The organism is Citrobacter sp. wls716 (assembly GCF_005280975.1).
Taxonomy (GTDB): domain Bacteria; phylum Pseudomonadota; class Gammaproteobacteria; order Enterobacterales; family Enterobacteriaceae; genus Citrobacter; species Citrobacter youngae.
The window spans coordinates 37,189-56,969 of the sequence record NZ_SZWX01000055.1; the positions used below are offsets into that span (position 1 = coordinate 37,189).

Below are 19,781 nucleotides of genomic sequence, written 5' to 3' on the forward strand. Positions count from 1 at the left end.
TTCATTGCACTAAAAGATGATCTTTACCAACGCGTTTCTCGTACCATTTAATACCGGCGCGAACCAACGAACCGGTTGAATCAATATATTTTTCAGGTGACGTTTTGACAGCCTCAGCAAGGATGACGGGAACTTCAGTACATCCCAGTACGATAACTTGTGCGCCGCGAGAGAAGAGTGCTTGAGCCTGTTCATTCATCAGCGTTTGCGCCCGCTTAACATCACCGGCTTTTAAGCAATAGATACTTTCCATCACTTTTTCCTGACTGGCAGAGTCAGGACTGATGCAGGTTAACCCAAGAGATTCAATGCCTTTTTGATAGAGACCCATGTACAAGGTGGCATTGGTGGCGAGTAGTCCAATACGTGATTTTCCACAGTTCCTGACCTCGCTGATGGTCGTTTCAACGATACTGAGCAGCTCTGTGTGACAGCACTCTTTTAATTCATTAAACCAAAAGTGGGCGGTATTACAGGGGATGACAATACACTCAGCGCCAGCATCTTCGAGTTTATGCATATAATCGCGCATTGCCGGGAGTGGGGAATTACCATGATGCATTAACGCGTCAGTTCGGTCAGGAATGTCAGGAATAGATGAAATAATTAATGGGATATGTTCCTGGTCACGTTGTGCCGCGGTAAAGGTGACGAATTTATTAAAGAGATCGACGGTTGCCGCTGGCCCCATACCACCCAGTACACCAATTAAACCTTTCACGATATATACCTCGATTTACCGTTAAATAATATTCAGGCTGTTTTTATCTTGCCCTAATGTTTAACAGCAGAGAGTCGAGAGGAGAAATGCAATAATGTTTGTCTAAATGCAAAAACTGCATGACTGTAGTTTCTTTCGTCCTCCCATGAGGTTCGGAAAACGTGCGAAACCTGAAGTTTTGCCTGCAGAGAAGGGGGATGACTGAATGGCGAAGCCAACATGTTAATGCCAAAAACGAAGGCTTGATGCAAAAAACGAATCATCAGTGGCTAATCGCCAATATCATCTCTGGAACGCCTCTGGCATGATGTTTTAGGTTAATCACCCTATTTAAACATCCGCGTGACAGGCATGAAAAATATTGAGACAAAATGGTTATATGATTTCCTGACGCTGGAGGCGTGTCGTCATTTTTCCCAGGCGGCTGAGGAACGCAATATATCCCAACCGGCATTTAGCAGGCGGATCAAGGCGCTCGAATCCGCCGTGGGAGTACAGCTTTTTGATCGCACGACGAGTCCACTGCAACTCACGGAGGAGGGCAAGCTATTCCATTCGCAAACCCGTAGCCTGCTGCAACAGCTGGAATGCAATCTGGATGAGCTAAGTGGGCACAACCTGCTTGGGGTTCCCAATATTAAAATAGCGGCGGCACATTCTCTGTCGCTGACGATGTTGCCCAGATTAGTGCACTCAATGGCGGCCTGGGGGGAAGAGTTTGTTTATCACGTCGAGGCGATTGATGTGGTGCAAGCGGTGAATACCCTGCGTGAAGGGAAAAGTGATTTTATTATCTCTTTTCGGGATGAAGATTTAATGCAGTCACCCTTCTGCGGTTTGAAGGTTTTTGAGTCTGAGTTGTATCCCGTTTGTGCGGCTGATGCGAAGGGGAAGGCGTTGTTTGATATCTATCAGCCGCAGGTGCCGATTCTGAACTATACCAGTACATCCTACATGGGAAGATTGGTAAACCGTCATCTGGCGGAAGTGGGCGGTATTTCTGCTCGTACACTGTTTATGTCTTCGATGAGTGAGTTATTGAAAAATATGGCATTAGATGGCCATGGTATCGCCTGGCTGCCGGCGTGGACTATCGTAAACGAACTGCGTGACAAGCGGCTGGTTTGTCTGCAGACGCCGGAACTGATGGTGCCTATTCAGGCCTATATTTACCGGATGGATACCCGCTTGAATAAAACGGCTGAGCACTTCTGGCGGATTTTGTACAACCACATGCCGGAGGACCTGGTTTCGCTCAGTTAATACACACCAGTCTGCCTGGCACATCTGAAAAACCTCCGGTTATCCGGAGGTTTTTTTCTGGTTTGCTCAATTTGTGTTCTGCCTCTCATTTTTTCTCTCCCTTGCAAACTGTATCTATAAAAAATTGTGACTCTGTTCATATCTATTTGTTTTAGATCTTGCGGATGGATTTACTTTACAAAAAACCTGGCTAACATGAACACATGTTTGATAGTGAACATGTGCTCTAATAACCTTTGCTGTAGCAATGGTTATTTTTGACGAACTCATTATTGGTAATTATATTGCCAGGGGACGTGCTATGCGTGAAAAGGAATACATAGTAACCATTGGCTCGGCTAATATGGATGTCGCCGGGTATTCGCATGCTTCTCTGAATTATGCGGACTCGAATCCAGGGAAAATAAAATTTACGCCAGGCGGCGTGGGACGCAATATCGCTCATAATTTGGCGCTGCTGGGAAAAGATTCATGGTTACTGACCGCTGTTGGTAACGATTTCTATGGACAATCACTGCTGGCGCAAACTAATCAATCTGGCGTTCATGTCGAAAAATGCCTGATTGTTGCTGGAGAAAATACATCAAGTTATTTGTCGCTGCTTGATAATACCGGTGAGATGCTGGTTGCCATAAATGATATGAGTATTACCGACCACATTTCAGCGGATTTTTTGTCGCAACATCGTGATTTTATTCGTGCAGCAAAAGTCATTGTCGCTGACTGTAATATCAGTGAAGACGCGCTGACATGGGTGTTGGAAAATGCGGGCGAGGTACCGGTGTTTATTGACCCGGTATCGGCATGGAAGTGCGTTAAAATTCGCGAGCAGCTCGGCAAAATCCATACCTTAAAACCTAATCGACTTGAAGCTGAAACCCTGAGTGGGATTGCACTCTCCGGGCGAGAGGATGTTGGCAAAGTTGCCACGTGGTTTCATGAACGCGGCCTAAACCGCCTGGTGCTCAGCATGGGGGGGGACGGTGTTTATTACAGTGATATCTCGGGGAGTAGCGGCTGGTCGCTGCCCATTAAAACTCACGTCATTAATGTCACGGGGGCTGGTGATGCCATGATGGCGGGACTGGCTTCCTGCTGGGTAGACGGTCTGCCCTTTATTGATTCGGTTCGATTTGCGCAGGGTTGCTCATCTATGGCACTGGCCTGTGAATATACCAATAACCCTGATTTGTCTGTTGCGAATGTTAGCTTAATAGTGGAGAACACAGAATGTCTGAATTAACTCTTTCCTCTGAATTATTACAAATATCTCCAGAAGTTCAGGAAGCATTAAACAGTAAAAAACCCATTGTTGCACTTGAATCAACCATTATTTCCCATGGCATGCCATTTCCACAAAATGCGCAAACAGCAATTGAAGTAGAAGAAACTATTCGCAAACATGGTGCTGTGCCTGCAACCATTGCCATTATTGGCGGGGTAATGAAAGTTGGCTTGAGTAAAGACGAAATTGAACTTTTAGGACGTGAAGGGCATAACGTTGCTAAAGTTAGCCGCCGAGATTTACCGTTTGTTGTAGCCGCAGGGAAAAATGGCGCGACTACCGTTGCCTCTACCATGATTATTGCCGCTATGGCGGGAATTAAAGTATTTGCAACCGGGGGGATCGGCGGTGTTCACCGCGGGGCTGAGCATACATTTGATATTTCTGCGGATCTGCAAGAACTGGCTCATACCAATGTCACGGTTATTTGCGCAGGGGCAAAATCTATTCTCGATCTCGGATTAACAACTGAATATTTAGAAACCTTCGGTGTGCCGCTCATTGGTTATCAGACAACATCGCTGCCAGCATTTTTCTGCCGCACCAGCCCGTTTGACGTCAGTATTCGTCTGGACAGCGCAAAAGAAATTGCCCGCGCGATGGCGGTGAAATGGCAAACCGGTCTGAACGGCGGCCTGGTTGTCGCCAATCCAATCCCGGAGCAGTTTGCCATGGCAGAGGAAAAAATTAACGCGGCAATCGATCGGGCCGTGAAGGAAGCTGAAGAACAGGGCGTTGTGGGCAAAGATAGCACGCCGTTCCTGCTGGCGCGGGTTGCGGAACTGACCGGAGGCGACAGTCTGAAATCAAACATTCAGTTGGTGTTCAACAACGCCGTACTGGCTTGCGAGATTGCGAAGGAATACCAACGCCTCGCCTGACCAAATTTTTCGGGCAGAAAGCGGTCGCCCGTGAATATCAAACCTACCAAAACCTGGCGTTAGCGCCGGGTTTCCTGGCATGAAGGGATTTCATTATGGATATAATGAGAAGTGTTGTGGGTATGGTGGTATTACTGGCCATCGCGTTTCTGCTGTCAGTAAATAAAAAACGGATTAGCCTGCGTACCGTTGGCGCTGCGTTGGTTTTGCAAATCGCCATTGGCGGTATCATGTTGTATTTCCCTCCGGGGAAATGGCTGGTTGAACAGGCTGCACTCGGCGTCCACAAGGTCATGTCATATAGCGATGCGGGAAGCGCATTTATTTTCGGCTCGTTGGTCGGTCCTAAAATGGATGTGCTGTTTGACGGTGCCGGTTTTATCTTTGCCTTCCGGGTACTCCCCGCGATCATTTTTGTTACCGCGCTGATAAGCCTGCTTTACTACATTGGCGTAATGGGACTGTTGATCCGTATTCTCGGTGGTATTTTCCAGAAAGCGCTGAACATCAGCAAAATCGAATCATTTGTCGCGGTGACGACGATTTTTCTCGGGCAAAACGAAATTCCGGCAATCGTGAAACCCTTTATTGATCGCCTGAATCGCAATGAGCTGTTTACTGCAATTTGTAGCGGGATGGCATCTATTGCGGGTTCAATGATGATTGGTTATGCCGGAATGGGTGTACCCATCGATTATTTGTTGGCGGCATCATTGATGGCAATCCCTGGCGGTATTTTGTTCGCGCGTATGCTGAGTCCGGCAACGGAAGAGTCTCGCGTTACCTTCGAGAATCTGTCGTTTACTGAGACACCACCGAAAAGCATCATCGAAGCGGCGGCCAGTGGGGCGATGACCGGGCTGAAAATCGCCGCAGGTGTGGCGACAGTAGTCATGGCATTTGTCGCCATTATCGCGCTGATTAACGGCATTATCGGCGGAATTGGTGGTTGGTTTGGTTTTGGTCATGCCACTCTGGAAGGGATCTTTGGCTATGTGTTAGCCCCGCTGGCGTGGATTATGGGCGTGGACTGGAGCGATGCGACGCTGGCAGGTAGCCTGATTGGACAGAAGCTGGCGATCAACGAATTTGTCGCTTATCTCAACTTCTCGCCGTATCTGCAAACGGGCGGTGCGCTGGACGTGAAGACCATCGCGATTATCTCGTTTGCTTTGTGTGGTTTTGCAAACTTTGGTTCAATTGGTGTTGTCGTCGGTGCGTTTTCAGCCATTGCACCACAGCGCGCACCGGAAATCGCGCAACTTGGAATGCGTGCTTTGGCAGCGGCAACGCTTTCTAACCTGATGAGCGCCACAATAGCCGGTTTCTTTATCGGACTGGCATAAAATAAAGTTTGTAGGCCGGATAAGCAGAGCGCCATCCGGCATTATATCTAAGCGGTTTTCAGCAAATACAGGGCATTATCGGCGGAGAGCGTTGGGTTGTTGATACTGACGCTGGCCCGCGATAATGCCGCGCAGGCCATGGCAAACTGCGCGCTTTCACGAAACTCGCTACCTTCCAGAAAGCTGTACAGTAATCCCGCCATAAAAGCGTCATCGGCGCCAAAACTGTCTACCACCGTATGCTCAGGCGGCGTCAATAAAAACTGTTCGCCGTCCTTTTCGCTGCAAAAAACGGATTCGTCTTCCAGACACACAAAGATGCGTTTTACTCCTTGCTGATGAAGGTCGTTGACGGCCTGCATGCGATCCGCATCCGACTGGACAGGCTTACCCCATAAAATGCCCAGCTCTTTCTGCGTGGGTTTGAGCGTATGAATACGTGTAAACCAGGTCTTCATTTTTGCCGCTTTGAACTCTGAAACGGTATCAATAAATACCGGAATGTCATCAGCAATAGTAAATACCCACTCGATGGCTTCAGCAGTCAGGTTGCAATCCGCCAGCACGACGCCGGAATGGCGGATAAGATCCCGTGAACCGTTCAGCAACTGCGGCGTTAGCTGTTGCAGAATGTGGGTATCGTTAATCGCCAGTACGGTCTCTTCCTGCTGATTCGCGATCGACAAATAGGTGGAGGTGTTATGTCCATGCAGACGAATGCAATTGGAAACGTTAACACCAGCCTGACGGGTCTGTTCCAGCAGCGTTTCGCCATAGAAATCGCTACCAACAGCGGAGATTAAATGCACGTCACGGCCCAGCAGCGCCAAATTATGAGCGATATTGCGTCCCACGCCGCCTGCAGAACAGTGGATGCTGCCGGGGTTAGATGCGGCTTGAGGATAGTGGATGTCTGCAATACCCCGGATATCCATGTTGATAGCTCCGACGACGACGCAATAATCTTGTTCGGTAAGGATATAACCTTTACCTTTGATCATTCCTTTGCGCATCAAATCCATAATATGTGCGGCGACGCGCGAACGGCTGATCTGCAAAATATCGGCGATTTCATTCTGCTGAATCAACGGATTGCGTCGCAGGATCTTAAGGATCTGCTTTTCCCTGTCGTTCATGATTAGGCCACCGCTTTTTCAGTTTGCTGCGCTTTCAGCCAGGCAATCTCTTCTGCCCAGATATCTGGATTAATGGTTTCCAGTATCAGTGGGATGCCGTCAAATCGGTTGTCCTGCATGATCCAGCGGAATGCATCGTGACCGATATTACCTTCCCCTAAGCTATGGTGACGGTCAACGCGGCTGCCAAATGCGCTCTTGGCATCGTTCAGGTGCATACCGCGTAAATAGTTAAAGCCGACAATACGTTCAAATTCAGCGAATGTCTTTTCACACTCGTCAACGGAACGCAAATCGTAACCGGCCGCGAAGGCGTGGCAGGTGTCGATGCAGACGCCGACACGGGATTTATCCTCGACGCCGTCGATGATTGCCGCCAGATGCTCGAATTTAAAACCAAGATTACTGCCTTGCCCGGCGGTGTTTTCAATGACTGCCGTCACGCCCTGAGTTTGAGCAAGGACAATGTTGATTGATTCGGCAATACGCGCCAGGCATTCATCTTCCGGGATCTGCATTAAGTGGCTGCCCGGGTGAAAGTTAAGCAGGGATAAACCAAGCTGCTCGCAGCGCTGCATTTCATCAAGAAAAGCATCGCGTGATTTTTCCAGCGCGTCGCTGACCGGATGACCGAGGTTTATCAGGTAGCTGTCGTGAGGCAGGATTTGCGCAGAAGTATAGTGATACTTCTCGCAGGCAGATTTGAAATCATCAATGATTTCGGTGGTCAGCGGCGCGGCACGCCACTGACGCTGATTCTTGGTGAACAGGGCGAATGCGGTCGCTTCGATTTCTGCGGCTCGAATAGCGGCGTTAGCCAGACCGCCAGCGGCGCTTACGTGCGCTCCAATATATTTCATAAATTAAACCCGCCATACTCAAAAGGGGAGAGTATAGCGGGTTAATGGGGGGGAGTCGTGCTCGTTTATGCCATCAGCGCGTGGATAGCGAGGTTAATCGCGCCACCGCCCACAATCAGCCAGACAAACAGCACCAGTGCCATCAGCAGAGGTTTTGCACCGGCTTTTTTCAGGGCGCTAACGTGAGTGGTCAGCCCCAGCGCGGCCATCGCCATTGCCAGCAAAATGGTATCCAGCGTTACCAGCATGTTCACTACCGACTGCGGCAGCAGGTGGAACGAGTTAAAAATCGCGACCACAATAAACAGGATGGCAAACCACGGAATAGTGATTTTACTTTTTTCTCCGCTGGCCGCCGGAGACAGTTGTTTAACACGTGCTGCCAGGATGATGAGGAACGGAGCCAGCATCATGACGCGCAGCATTTTAGCAATGACGGCTGCGTTTTCAGCTTCCGGGGTGATTGCATGCCCGGCAGCAACAACCTGTGCGACTTCATGCATCGTGGAGCCAATATAAATCCCGTAGGTTTCCGGGCTAAACCAGTGCGCCAGTAGCGGGTACATTGCCGGGTACAGGAAGATAGCAATGGTCCCGAAGATAACCACGGTAGCAACGGCGACCGTTACCTTACTGGCTTCTGCTTTCACCACCGGCTCGGTGGCTAATACGGCGGCGGCACCACAAATGCTGCTCCCCGCGCCAATCAGCCAACTGGTGTGGCGGTCCAGACCAAACACTTTCTGCCCAAGGAAGCAGGCAATCATAAAGGTGCTGCTGAGCGTTAACACATCAATCACGATACCGCTGACGCCGACGTCAGCAATTTGCGCGAAGGTGAGGCGGAAACCATAAAGGATGATCCCCAGACGCAGTAAATGTTGCTTGGCAAACAGCACGCCACCGTCACAGCTTTTCCAGATTTGTGGATACACGGTGTTGCCGATAACCATCCCGAATAAAATGGCTAAGGTGAGGGCGCTGAACCCGGCACCTGCGACGGCGGGAATGGAACCTCCCCATAAGGCGGCCCCGGTGATAACTGCACTCAGGGCAAGCCCCGGAATAAAATGCCACACTGTACGACGATGATTCTGTAGGGCGAGTTCAGTCATAACCCCTCCTGAACAATTTGAATGATTTCTTGGCAAAAATTGTAAGGTGAAGTGGCTTAAAAATAAAATTGATTATATATTTATAATTAATCTTTATAAGTGGTAAGCACGGGCTACCCGGTGGAAAACGACTATGCATATCACCCTGCGACAACTTGAAGTGTTTGCTGAGGTACTGAAAAGCGGCTCGACGACTCAGGCATCTGTCATGTTGTCATTGTCGCAGTCAGCGGTCAGTGCTGCGCTTACCGATTTAGAGGGGCAACTTGGCGTGCAACTGTTTGACCGCGTCGGCAAGCGACTGGTCGTTAATGAGCACGGGCGCTTACTCTATCCGCGTGCGTTGGCCTTGCTCGAGCAAACGACAGAAATTGAACAGCTTTTTCGTGAAGATAATGGCGCGATTCGCGTCTATGCCAGTAGCACCATTGGCAACTATATTTTACCTGCCATGATTGCAGGTTACCGGCGGGATTTCCCCGATTTGCCGCTGGAACTCAGCGTGGGCAACAGCCAGGATGTTATCAATGCCGTGCTGGATTTTCGGGTCGATATCGGGCTGATTGAAGGGCCCTGTCACAGTACCGAAATCATCTCTGAACCGTGGCTGGAAGATGAACTGGTGGTATTTGCCGCGCCGTCATCGCCGCTAACCACGGGGCCCGTGACGCTGGAGCAACTTGCGGCTTCGCCCTGGATCCTGCGCGAACGTGGGTCTGGTACTCGCGAGCTGGTGGATTACCTGCTGTTGTCTCATCTACCGAGATTTCAGATGGCAATGGAGTTGGGTAACTCTGAGGCCATTAAGCATGCGGTGCGCCATGGTCTCGGGATCAGCTGCTTGTCGCGTCGGGTTATTGCAGAACAACTGCAGGCAGGAACGTTAAGCGAAGTTCCGGTGCCGTTGCCACGTCTGGTCCGCACGCTTTGGCGCGTCCATCATCGCCAAAAACATCTTTCAAACTCGCTGCTGCGTTTTTTACGTTATAGCGACCAGGTAGAGCAGGTTGAATAAGGCGCTGATGCGTCGTACCTGCAATAAACACCCCATCGTCAACTGAGGGCAATCGTCATACGTTGCCCATTTCTGCTTTACTTATAATCCGCGGCCAGTCATGAAGGTCTCTTATAACAGCGCATTTGTGCCGGAAGAATGCCATTTCGTCTGCTACAATCGCGCCTCATTTTTTGGATGGATAGCATTTTCACATGGTTTCCGAAACTAAAACCACAGAAGCGCCCACGCTACGCCGTGAACTGAAGGCGCGTCACCTGACGATGATCGCCATTGGTGGTTCCATCGGTACGGGTCTTTTCGTTGCATCTGGTGCAACCATTTCTGCGGCGGGTCCTGGCGGCGCGCTGTTTTCTTATATTCTGATTGGCCTGATGGTGTACTTCCTGATGACCAGTCTTGGTGAGCTGGCTGCCTACATGCCGGTTTCCGGTTCGTTCTCTACCTACGGTCAGAACTATGTAGAAGAAGGCTTTGGCTTCGCGCTCGGCTGGAACTACTGGTACAACTGGGCGGTGACTATCGCCGTGGATCTGGTGGCCGCACAATTGGTAATGAGCTGGTGGTTCCCGGATACGCCTGGTTGGATCTGGAGTGCGCTGTTCCTTGGCGTTATCTTCCTGCTGAACTACATCTCGGTACGTGGATTTGGCGAAGCGGAGTATTGGTTCTCACTGATTAAAGTCACCACCGTGATTATCTTCATCGTGGTTGGCGTAATGATGATTATCGGTATCTTCAAAGGTGCTCAACCGGTGGGTTGGAGTAACTGGACGACAGGTGATGCCCCCTTTGCTGGCGGTTTTGCCGCCATGATTGGTGTGGCGATGATCGTCGGCTTCTCTTTCCAGGGGACCGAGTTGATTGGTATCGCCGCGGGCGAATCTGAAGATCCAGAGAAGAACATTCCACGCGCGGTGCGTCAGGTATTCTGGCGAATCCTGCTGTTCTATGTGTTCGCGATTTTGATTATCAGCCTGATTATCCCGTATACCGATCCGAGCCTGCTGCGCAATGATGTAAAAGACATCAGCGTCAGCCCGTTCACGCTGGTATTCCAGCATGCGGGTCTGCTGTCTGCGGCGGCGGTGATGAACGCCGTTATCCTGACGGCGGTGCTGTCGGCGGGTAATTCCGGAATGTATGCATCAACACGTATGCTCTACACCCTGGCATGTGACGGTAAAGCGCCGCGTATTTTCTCTAAACTGTCTCGTGGCGGCGTACCGCGTAACGCGCTGTATGCGACGACTGTTGTGGCAGGTCTGTGCTTCCTGACATCCATGTTTGGTAACCAGACTGTGTACCTGTGGCTGTTGAACACTTCCGGGATGACGGGCTTTATCGCCTGGCTGGGAATTGCAATTAGCCACTATCGTTTCCGCCGTGGTTACGTGTTGCAGGGCCATGATATTAATGATCTGCCGTATCGTTCAGGCTTCTTCCCTCTGGGGCCGATCTTTGCCTTTGTCCTGTGCTTGATAATCACCCTGGGGCAAAACTACGAAGCGTTCCTGAAGGATACCATTGACTGGGGCGGTGTAATGGCAACCTATATTGGTATCCCGCTGTTCCTGATCATCTGGTTTGGCTATAAGCTGACCAAAGGAACCCGTTTCGTTCGTTACAGCGAAATGCACTTTCCGAAACGTGTGAAGAAGTAATCCAGTGCATAATGCTTGCCAGGTAAGCATTATGGAGAACATTTGATTCCGCTATAGGGTTCCGTTCATCTTAGTGGTGTCATTTCTCTGAAGCACAGATATCTGTGAGCGTGCAAGGGAGGCTCGCCGCCGCCTCCCTTGCAACCCTGGCTCCCGGCGGGAAAATCGCCGCTGCACGATGTATTCGTCTTATTCCGTCTGCCTGCCGGGTCGGCCCGGCCCGGGCACGCGTCCCTGCAGGCCGTCCCGGTCAACCGTCAACGCCTCATCGATTTTCAGCCGGACCGGGGTCATCGCTTCAACGCTCTGACTTCCAGTTAAATCTGTTTTGCTGTTTAAACAAAAAACGCAGATGGTGAGGTGTGGGCTGGTCCGGCTGATAATTGCCGACGTGTATCCATAAGGCCGGGAGAACCCGCAGGGATGCGGGTTCAGGGTGTGAACGACAGGGATGTTGCATCGCGCCCGCCCCGGTAGCCTGGAGGAATAAGCGGAGGGGATTGCGAAGCAACAATTTTCCTGCCGGGAGCCGGGATTGTTAAGGGTGCGGAGATAGCACCCTTAACACGTTCACGGGTGTTCAGTGTACAGAGAAGCGATGAACATGAGGTGAACGGAACCCTTTCTCTGAGAGAGCATGTTCATTACCCCGCCAACACATGTTGATGCTTTATGTTAACTGAACAGCATTAGGCATGGTGAATGCCGGGGTTTTTATGGTCTAAAATTTAGAAGTTATATGTCAGGCCAACAGTGTAACGACGACCATCAAGCACGGTGTCATAGGTCTCGTAATCAATCTGTTTATCCAGCACGTTATACACGCCAGCAGTAAGCAGAACATCTTTGGTCGCATAGTAACGCATACCGATATCGACCTGGGTATAGGACGGGGTGCCTTGCGCCATGGAGGTACGGCTCAGGTATTCTGATGTTTTGCCACGCAGATTCAAACGGCTCCAGAAACCGATATCCTGCGTAGCCTGCCAGTCCAGCGTGGTGTTGAACATATGCTTCGGCATTTTGTTCAACGGCTGGCCCGAGAACTGACCGCTTTTCTGTTCAGATTCAGTGTAGGTATAGTTCGCTGTCCAGTTGATGTCGGAGGTCATCTTCCAACCGAAGGTGGATTCGACACCGCGCATATTGGCTTTATCAACGTTAACCCGATCGCTGACAAAGTCGTAATGAGTGCTGCCAATAGTACAAGCCGGATCGGCACTGCTGTTACAGCGACGGACTTCGGTAATTTTGTTTTTGAAGTCAGTATTGAACAGCGTGACACCCGCATTGAGGTCGTTGCCGTTATCCCACAGCAAACCGATCTCTTCGCTCAGGCTTTTTTCTGGTTTCAGATCCGGGTTGCCGACAATGATACCGTTCAGACGACCGCCACCGGTCACTTGCCCCCAGCTTGCGGATGACTGGCGCAGATCCGGTGCACGATAGCCCGCAGAAACTCCCCCTTTTAAGGTCCACTGATCGCTCAGGTGCCATACGCCATAGCCGCGCGGCGTCCAGTTGTCACCGTAGTTTTCATCTTTATCCATACGCAGACCGCCGGTCAGCGTGAAAGTATCGGTAACCGCCCATTCATCTTCGGCAAACAACGCCCAACTCCAGCGGGTCAATTTGTTCAGACCGTCAGCTGCTTGCAGTTGGTTGCCGTTATCGCGCAGTTTTTCATAACGGTATTGCCCGCCAACTGTCAGGGTGTGCGCCCCGAGGAAGACCTGGTTCTGGTTATTGAAGATCGTGTTGTAGGATTTCATCTGACGACCAGGGTTTTTGGTCTCTTCCTGCTGAACATAGCTGGTGCTGTTGAAATCGTCGTAATAACCGCTGTGGGTTAATGAATACGTTGTGTGTTCATAACGGTTGTAGCTTTTGCTGTTTGGCTTACAAACACCGTTACGGCAGTTTTCTGCCGCCATCGATTCGCCTGGTGTGCTGTTGCGATCCTGTAGTTCATGCGCGACATCGAAGTCGATGTCATTTTTATCATCCGGGGTGAAGTTGAGGGTGAGTCCGCCGTTGCGCAGGCGTTGTTCATTGTAACCATTGACTATCTTATCTTCTCCGCGATGGGAGAACAGCCCGGTCACTTTTGCGCCGAGTAGCCCGTCGATCAGTGGTCCGGACGCGTATGCATTTGTCTGGTAAAGGTCTCCGGAGTCCCGATCTTCCTGGAGGGTGGCATCACCATGCAGGGAGCCGGTCCAGGCTTTAGTATTCGAGACTTTTTTGGTGATCACGTTAATCACGCCGCCCATAGCGTCAGAGCCGTACAGAGACGACATCGGGCCGCGGATCACCTCGATACGCTCGATGGATTCCAGTGGCGGTAGCCAGCCTTGCTCAATACCCGCGTTGTCGCTGTTCGGGCGGGTACCGCGTGTACTGATACGTTTACCGTTAACCAGGAAGAGCGTGTATTGCGAGGCCATACCGCGGATGCTGATATCACTGCTGCTACCGCCGCCGGTCACAACAACACCAGGGACGTCTTTCAGTGCATCGGTCACATCGCGATACGCTTTATCTTCGATCTGTTGCTTGGTAATAACCGAAATGGAGGCGGGGGCATCCTGAATTTTTTGCTCAAACCCGGTGGCGGTGACGACCACGGTATCCTGGTCGGCGGCATAGACGAGTGATGGGAGACTCGCGACGCATACTGCGGCGGCTACAGCCTTAACGTGAGGTATAGTCATTTGTATCATTCCATTTAAATGAATCTAACTGCGTGTCATGTGAAAGGCCATGACAATTGTATGTATTTGTCTTTTAAGGACTCTTTTCAGTAAAGAAGCGGGGGGATTGTACAAAAGTATGAATTTTTGTAAACACAAATGATAATAGAAATCATTTGTATTTGATGTGTTTAGCATGGAAAATCTTTTTAATTCAGTGGGATAGTGGTGAAATAAAAAAGGAGAAAAAGTGAAGGAATGATGGAGAAATGAAGAGGGCTGACGCCCTCACTCAGGCGTTACTTCAGCAAATATTGGGCGTGGAAACGCAGATGATCTTCAATAAATGATGCAATGAAGTAGTAGCTATGATCGTAACCCGGCTGAATGCGTAATGTCATCGGCCATGCGGTTTGACGGGCCGTTTCGGCCAGCACTGCGGGTTGCAGTTGATCGGCGAGAAACTGATCGCTATCCCCCTGATCAATAAGCGTTGGGATCGCATCTGCGGGTTTACTGGCCAGCATCAGCGCACAGCTGTCCCATTCCGCCCACCGTGATTTATCCTCACCCAGGTAGGCGCTAAAGGCTTTCTCACCCCACGGTACGCGACATGGATTGACGATGGGGGCGAAGGCAGAAACGCTGGTGTATTTGCCAGGGTTTTTCAGTGCCATGATCAGTGCACCATGCCCCCCCATAGAGTGCCCGCTGATGGCGCAGCGATCGCTGACGTTAAACTGTGACTGAATGAGTGCCGGCAACTCGTCACGCATATAGTCATACATGCGAAAATGTGAGACCCACGGTTGTTGCGTGGCATTGAGATAAAATCCGGCACCCTGGCCTAAATCGTAGCCTTCATCATTGGCGACCTGTTCGCCACGCGGGCTGGTATCAGGCATCACCAGAACGATGCCCAGTTCAGCCGCAATACGTTGTGCTCCGGCTTTAGTGGTGAAGTTTTCATCATTGCAGGTCAAACCTGACAGCCAGTACAGCACCGGAGGTGGGGTGCTATCCCGGGGGGGTGGAAGAAAAATACTGAAGGTCATGGTGCAATTTAGCGTGGTGGAGTCATGACGCCAGCGTTGTTGCCAGCCTTCAAAACAGCGGTGCTCTTCAAGCATTTCCATGCGTGGCTCCTTGTTGTGTTGAACCTGAATGTGTTTGCGAACTCACCATAATACAGATTATTCATTGCACTGTGAGTAACTTTCACTTCCGCATTGAGCAAACATACTTCATCATCTATATAACTTTACATTAACACTCGAATTCACCCGGTTGAACGACATATGAAATCTGTGTGCTAAAAGGCAGCACCAATTTCAATAATTATCGCGGTGAATACTGGATTATGTGCGCCGCCTCACGCACAATGTTCTGGCTGTGACACAGCCTAAAAACTTTGCCCCACGCAGGGCAGAGGCGCCCCACCTGCAGGAGAAAAAGAAATGTCATCACTCAGTAAAGAAGCGGCACTGGTTCATGAAGCGCTGGTCGCGCGTGGTCTTGAAACACCACTACGCCCGCCCGTGCAAGAGATGGATAATGAAACGCGCAAACGTCTTATCTCCGGTCATATGACCGAGATTATGCAATTGCTCAATCTTGATTTGAGCGATGACAGTCTGATGGAAACGCCACATCGCATCGCTAAAATGTATGTCGATGAGATTTTCTCCGGCCTCGATTACGCCAACTTCCCGAAAATCACCGTCATTGAAAATAAGATGAAGGTTGATGAGATGGTCACGGTTCGCGATATCACGCTGACCAGCACCTGCGAACATCACTTCGTCACGATTGATGGCAAAGCGACGGTGGCCTATATCCCGAAAGATTCGGTCATCGGTCTGTCGAAGATTAACCGCATTGTGCAGTTCTTCGCTCAGCGCCCGCAGGTCCAGGAACGCCTGACTCAGCAAATTCTCACCGCGCTGCAAACGTTGCTCGGGACGAATAATGTGGCGGTTTCAATTGATGCTGTGCATTACTGCGTGAAAGCGCGTGGTATTCGTGATGCGACCAGCGCTACCACCACTACCTCGCTTGGCGGATTGTTTAAGTCCAGCCAGAATACGCGTCAGGAATTCCTGCGCGCCGTACGTCACCACAACTGATCAGGGCAGGGGCCATGGAGCGTAATGTCACGCTGGATTTTATTCGTGGCGTCGCCATCCTCGGCATCCTGCTTCTCAATATTAGCGCCTTTGGTCTGCCAAAGGCGGCCTATCTGAATCCTGCCTGGTACGGCAACATTACCCCGTCAGATGCCTGGACCTGGGCCGTGCTTGATCTCTTCGCGCAGGTGAAATTCCTCACGTTATTTGCGCTGCTGTTTGGCGCGGGTCTGCAGATGCTGCTACCGCGAGGCAAACGTTGGATCCAGTCACGACTCACTTTGCTGGTTCTGCTGGGGTTTATTCACGGTTTGCTGTTCTGGGATGGCGATATCCTGCTGGCGTATGGCCTGATTGGGCTGATTTGCTGGCGGTTGGTTCGCGATGCCCCTTCCGTCAAAAGTCTGTTTAATACCGGCGTGTTGCTCTATCTGGCGGGCGTTGGTGTGCTGTTGCTGCTGGGATTTATCTCCGGAAGTGAGACCAGTCGGGCCTGGACACCGGATGCTTCTGCGTTGCTGTATGAGAAATACTGGAAGGTGAACGGCGGTATGGAAGCGGTCAGCAATCGCGTAGATATGATGTCCAATAGCTTGCTGGCGTTGGGTGCGCAGTACGGCTGGCAACTGGCGGGGATGATGCTGCTGGGCGCGGCATTGATGCGCAGCGGTTGGCTGAAAGGGCAGTACAGTTTGCAGCACTATCGACGTACCGGCGCGTTATTGGTCATTATTGGGATGGCGATTAACCTGCCTGCTATCGTTGCGCAGTGGCATCTGGACTGGGCCTACCGCTGGTGTGCTTTCCTGTTACAAGCCCCGCGAGAGCTGGGCGCGCCGTTGCAGACCATTGGTTACGCTGCGCTGATGTTCGGTTTCTGGCCGCAGCTTAGCCGTTTAAAATGGGTCATTGCCATAGCCTGCGTTGGGCGCATGGCGCTAACCAACTATTTGTTACAAACCTTAATTTGCACCACGCTGTTTTATCAATTCGGCTTATTTATGAAATTCGACCGGCTGGAGTTGCTGTATTTCGTCATTCCGGTCTGGGCCGTTAACCTGCTTTTCTCCGTCATTTGGTTGCATTTTTACCGGCAAGGCCCGGTAGAATGGCTATGGCGTCAATTGACCCTGCGTGCGTCAGGGACATCATTACCGCGAACATCCAGATAACGATCTGGATCACATTCATTAACAAAATGGATGTAAGCGCTTTCATTCCTGTGACATCACTCACGCAGTCCGTTTCGTTGTGCTGACAAAATACCCAGCCTGGGGTGTCTGCGGGTAACCGCATCTTAAACAGGGTAGTGAATATGGTAACCATCCGTGATGTGGCACGACAGTCTGGCGTTTCTGTCGCGACTGTTTCCCGCGTACTGAACAACAGCGCGCTGGTGAGTCCCGATACGCGTGAAGCGGTAATGAAGGCGGTCACTCAGCTCGGCTATCGACCGAATGCCAACGCGCAAGCGCTGGCGACGCAGGTGAGCGACACGATTGGCGTTGTGGTGATGGATGTTTCAGACGCATTTTTTGGCGCGCTGGTAAAAGCCGTGGATATGGTTGCTCAACAGCATCAGAAGTACGTCCTGATTGGCAACAGCTACCATGAGGCTGAAAAAGAACGTCATGCCATTGAGGTACTGATTCGTCAGCGTTGTAACGCACTGATTGTTCACTCGAAAGCGTTGAGCGATCGCGAGCTGGCCGGGTTCATGGATCAGATCCCTGGCATGGTGCTGATCAACCGCATTGTGCCGGGCTATGCGCATCGTTGCGTCTGTCTGGATAATATTAGCGGGGCTAAAATGGCAACCCGTATGTTGCTGAATAATGGGCATCAACGTATTGGTTACCTGGCATCAAGTCACCGCATTGAGGACGATGCAATGCGTAAAGAAGGGTGGCTAAGTGCCCTGAAAGAACAGGGGGTTACCCCGGCAGACAGTTGGATAGGTACCGGTTCACCGGATATGCAGGGCGGAGAGTCCGCAATGGTGGAACTACTGGGACGTAACCTGCAACTGACGGCAGTCTTCGCTTACAACGACAATATGGCCGCTGGCGCGCTAACGGCCCTAAAAGACAACGGCATCGCCATTCCATTACATCTATCTATCATTGGTTTCGACGATATTCCTATCGCACGTTACACTGACCCGCAGCTGACAACGGTGCGCTATCCCATTGCTTCTATGGCAAAAATGGCCACTGAGCTTGCGCTACAAGGCGCGGCGGGAACGCTGGATCCTGACGCAACACATTGCTTTATGCCGACGCTGGTGCGACGTCATTCTGTGGCTTTGCGGCAGAATGCGGCACCGATCACTAACTGATAATGTCGGGCTATGTAACCGCTTTCAATATGTGAGTAAATTCACAGTATCTTAACAATGCGATAGCTATGATGACACTGTTTGCTGCGCTGTAACTACTATGTAACGGTGAATAATCACTTTCATCGAGGTATAGGCGTCTTAAACAACAATTAAAGCCTGTTTTTGGAGCGTTGCCAGACACGGAAGAAATATTTTTAAAAGTGAGCTTCGGCGTTCAGTAACACTTCAGTAACGTTCTGCCTGCCGAGCATTTATCTCAAGCACTACCCTGCATAATAAAACCGGAGATACCATGAATAAGAAGGTGTTGACCCTGTCTGCTGTAATGGCAAGCATGTTATTCGGCGCGGCTGCGCACGCTGCTGATACCCGCATTGGTGTGACTATCTATAAATATGACGATAACTTTATGTCCGTGGTACGTAAGGCTATTGAAAAAGATGCCAAAGCGGCGCCGGATGTACAGTTGCTGATGAATGACTCGCAAAACGATCAGTCCAAACAGAACGATCAGATTGATGTGTTGTTGGCAAAAGGCGTTAAAGCACTGGCTATCAACCTGGTTGACCCGGCAGCAGCAGGAACGGTCATTGAAAAAGCACGCGGTCAGAACGTACCGATTGTGTTCTTCAACAAAGAGCCTTCCCGTAAAGCGCTGGACAGCTATGACAAAGCCTATTATGTCGGTACCGACTCTAAAGAGTCCGGGATTATTCAGGGTGACTTGATTGCCAAGCACTGGGCCGCTAACCCGAACTGGGATCTGAACAAAGATGGCAAAATTCAGTTTGTTCTGCTGAAAGGCGAACCGGGACACCCGGATGCCGAAGCTCGTACGACCTACGTAATTAAAGAGCTGAACGATAAAGGCATCAAAACTGAACAACTGCAGTTAGATACTGCAATGTGGGATACCGCTCAGGCGAAAGATAAGATGGATGCGTGGATGTCCGGTCCTAACGCAAACAAAATCGAAGTGGTTATCGCCAACAACGATGCGATGGCAATGGGCGCAGTTGAAGCGCTGAAAGCACACAACAAAACCAGCGTCCCGGTATTTGGCGTCGATGCGCTGCCTGAAGCCCTGGCTCTGGTGAAATCTGGCGCTATGGCCGGCACCGTGCTGAACGATGCTAATAACCAGGCGAAAGCCACCTTTGATCTGGCGAAAAACCTGGCTGATGGCAAAGGCGCGGCAGACGGCACCAACTGGAAAATTGAGAACAAAATTGTTCGCGTTCCATATGTAGGTGTCGATAAAGATAATCTGGCAGAGTTCACCAACAAATAAATACTCCGTCTGTGGGCGCAATTTCATTGCGCCCTTAATTGCGC

At 50.7% G+C, this 19,781-nt stretch carries 16 protein-coding genes; 10 read left to right on the forward strand and 6 right to left on the reverse strand.

The window, feature by feature from the left end:
• Position 1 precedes the first annotated feature (1 nt).
• Positions 2 to 721 carry an aspartate/glutamate racemase family protein gene (locus tag FDX24_RS21110; protein WP_048211157.1) on the reverse strand — a complete coding sequence of 240 codons (720 nt, stop codon included), beginning with the start codon at positions 719 to 721 and terminating at the stop codon, positions 2 to 4.
• Between the two features lie 351 nt (positions 722 to 1,072).
• Here FDX24_RS21110 and hypT point away from each other — a divergent pair, with 351 nt between their 5' ends.
• From hypT to FDX24_RS21130, 4 genes are all read left to right on the forward strand, one after another.
• Positions 1,073 to 1,984, forward strand: coding sequence for a hypochlorite stress DNA-binding transcriptional regulator HypT (gene hypT, locus FDX24_RS21115; protein ID WP_048211158.1), 912 nt, complete (start codon positions 1,073 to 1,075; stop codon positions 1,982 to 1,984).
• Positions 1,985 to 2,285: 301 nt separating this feature from the next.
• On the forward strand, positions 2,286 to 3,227 hold the full coding sequence (locus tag FDX24_RS21120; protein WP_048211159.1) for a pseudouridine kinase: 942 nt from the start codon (positions 2,286 to 2,288) through the stop codon (positions 3,225 to 3,227).
• A complete protein-coding gene (locus FDX24_RS21125; RefSeq protein ID WP_048211160.1) occupies positions 3,215 to 4,150 on the forward strand; it encodes a pseudouridine-5'-phosphate glycosidase in 936 nt (311 codons plus the stop codon). Before FDX24_RS21120 ends, FDX24_RS21125 begins: the two co-directional genes overlap by 13 nt.
• Positions 4,151 to 4,245: 95 nt before the next feature.
• Complete coding sequence (locus FDX24_RS21130; protein ID WP_137364881.1) at positions 4,246 to 5,496, forward strand: NupC/NupG family nucleoside CNT transporter; 1,251 nt, start codon at positions 4,246 to 4,248, stop codon at positions 5,494 to 5,496.
• Between the two features lie 47 nt (positions 5,497 to 5,543).
• Here the strand turns inward: FDX24_RS21130 and FDX24_RS21135 are convergent, their stop codons facing one another.
• The 3 genes from FDX24_RS21135 to FDX24_RS21145 form a co-directional block, all read right to left on the reverse strand.
• Complete coding sequence (locus FDX24_RS21135) at positions 5,544 to 6,632, reverse strand: sugar kinase (RefSeq protein WP_048211162.1); 1,089 nt, start codon at positions 6,630 to 6,632, stop codon at positions 5,544 to 5,546.
• Between the two features lie 2 nt (positions 6,633 to 6,634).
• Positions 6,635 to 7,492 carry a deoxyribonuclease IV gene (gene nfo, locus FDX24_RS21140; RefSeq protein ID WP_048211163.1) on the reverse strand — a complete coding sequence of 286 codons (858 nt, stop codon included), beginning with the start codon at positions 7,490 to 7,492 and terminating at the stop codon, positions 6,635 to 6,637.
• A 65-nt stretch (positions 7,493 to 7,557) separates the two neighbouring features.
• Positions 7,558 to 8,607 (reverse strand): YeiH family protein, encoded by a 1,050-nt coding sequence (locus FDX24_RS21145; RefSeq protein WP_048211164.1) that lies wholly within the window; start codon positions 8,605 to 8,607, stop codon positions 7,558 to 7,560.
• 133 nt (positions 8,608 to 8,740) lie between these two features.
• On the opposite strand from FDX24_RS21145, the gene yieE reads away from it, so the two are divergent.
• Both yieE and lysP read left to right on the forward strand, forming a co-directional pair.
• Positions 8,741 to 9,622 (forward strand): DNA-binding transcriptional regulator YeiE, encoded by an 882-nt coding sequence (yieE, locus tag FDX24_RS21150; protein WP_048211165.1) that lies wholly within the window; start codon positions 8,741 to 8,743, stop codon positions 9,620 to 9,622.
• 194 nt (positions 9,623 to 9,816) lie between these two features.
• Entirely contained in the window at positions 9,817 to 11,286 is a 1,470-nt protein-coding gene (lysP, locus tag FDX24_RS21155) for a lysine-specific permease (protein ID WP_048211166.1), read from the forward strand.
• 728 nt (positions 11,287 to 12,014) lie between these two features.
• On the opposite strand, the gene FDX24_RS21170 is transcribed toward lysP, so the two are convergent.
• A complete protein-coding gene (locus FDX24_RS21170; protein WP_048211167.1) occupies positions 12,015 to 14,000 on the reverse strand; it encodes a ligand-gated channel protein in 1,986 nt (661 codons plus the stop codon).
• A 278-nt stretch (positions 14,001 to 14,278) separates the two neighbouring features.
• Positions 14,279 to 15,115 carry an S-formylglutathione hydrolase gene (gene fghA / locus FDX24_RS21175; RefSeq protein WP_137364883.1) on the reverse strand — a complete coding sequence of 279 codons (837 nt, stop codon included), beginning with the start codon at positions 15,113 to 15,115 and terminating at the stop codon, positions 14,279 to 14,281.
• A gap of 321 nt (positions 15,116 to 15,436) precedes the next feature.
• On the opposite strand from fghA, the gene folE reads away from it, so the two are divergent.
• The 4 genes from folE to mglB all read left to right on the forward strand — a co-directional run bounded on the left by folE (position 15,437) and on the right by mglB (position 19,737).
• Positions 15,437 to 16,105 (forward strand): GTP cyclohydrolase I FolE, encoded by a 669-nt coding sequence (folE, locus tag FDX24_RS21180; protein WP_003027410.1) that lies wholly within the window; start codon positions 15,437 to 15,439, stop codon positions 16,103 to 16,105.
• Between the two features lie 14 nt (positions 16,106 to 16,119).
• Entirely contained in the window at positions 16,120 to 17,277 is a 1,158-nt protein-coding gene (gene yeiB / locus FDX24_RS21185) for a DUF418 domain-containing protein YeiB (protein ID WP_061068164.1), read from the forward strand.
• A 143-nt stretch (positions 17,278 to 17,420) separates the two neighbouring features.
• Complete coding sequence (gene galS / locus FDX24_RS21190) at positions 17,421 to 18,443, forward strand: HTH-type transcriptional regulator GalS (protein WP_061068163.1); 1,023 nt, start codon at positions 17,421 to 17,423, stop codon at positions 18,441 to 18,443.
• Positions 18,444 to 18,738: 295 nt separating this feature from the next.
• Positions 18,739 to 19,737: a galactose/glucose ABC transporter substrate-binding protein MglB gene (gene mglB, locus FDX24_RS21195; RefSeq protein ID WP_003027399.1), complete on the forward strand. Its 999-nt coding sequence runs from the start codon at positions 18,739 to 18,741 to the stop codon at positions 19,735 to 19,737.
• Positions 19,738 to 19,781: the final 44 nt, after the last annotated feature.

Bases quoted from the DNA above. Each gene is read 5' to 3' on its own strand.
- FDX24_RS21130 (WP_137364881.1), top strand. From the start codon at position 4,246: ATGGATATAATGAGAAGTGTTGTGGGTATGGTGGTATTACTGGCCATC.
- galS (WP_061068163.1), top strand. From the start codon at position 17,421: ATGGTAACCATCCGTGATGTGGCACGACAGTCTGGCGTTTCTGTCGCG.
- yeiB (WP_061068164.1), top strand. From the start codon at position 16,120: ATGGAGCGTAATGTCACGCTGGATTTTATTCGTGGCGTCGCCATCCTC.
- FDX24_RS21170 (WP_048211167.1), bottom strand. From the start codon at position 14,000: ATGACTATACCTCACGTTAAGGCTGTAGCCGCCGCAGTATGCGTCGCG.
- fghA (WP_137364883.1), bottom strand. From the start codon at position 15,115: ATGGAAATGCTTGAAGAGCACCGCTGTTTTGAAGGCTGGCAACAACGC.
- hypT (WP_048211158.1), top strand. From the start codon at position 1,073: ATGAAAAATATTGAGACAAAATGGTTATATGATTTCCTGACGCTGGAG.
- FDX24_RS21125 (WP_048211160.1), top strand. From the start codon at position 3,215: ATGTCTGAATTAACTCTTTCCTCTGAATTATTACAAATATCTCCAGAA.
- yieE (WP_048211165.1), top strand. From the start codon at position 8,741: ATGCATATCACCCTGCGACAACTTGAAGTGTTTGCTGAGGTACTGAAA.
- mglB (WP_003027399.1), top strand. From the start codon at position 18,739: ATGAATAAGAAGGTGTTGACCCTGTCTGCTGTAATGGCAAGCATGTTA.
- FDX24_RS21145 (WP_048211164.1), bottom strand. From the start codon at position 8,607: ATGACTGAACTCGCCCTACAGAATCATCGTCGTACAGTGTGGCATTTT.
- FDX24_RS21120 (WP_048211159.1), top strand. From the start codon at position 2,286: ATGCGTGAAAAGGAATACATAGTAACCATTGGCTCGGCTAATATGGAT.
- FDX24_RS21135 (WP_048211162.1), bottom strand. From the start codon at position 6,632: ATGAACGACAGGGAAAAGCAGATCCTTAAGATCCTGCGACGCAATCCG.
- nfo (WP_048211163.1), bottom strand. From the start codon at position 7,492: ATGAAATATATTGGAGCGCACGTAAGCGCCGCTGGCGGTCTGGCTAAC.
- lysP (WP_048211166.1), top strand. From the start codon at position 9,817: ATGGTTTCCGAAACTAAAACCACAGAAGCGCCCACGCTACGCCGTGAA.
- folE (WP_003027410.1), top strand. From the start codon at position 15,437: ATGTCATCACTCAGTAAAGAAGCGGCACTGGTTCATGAAGCGCTGGTC.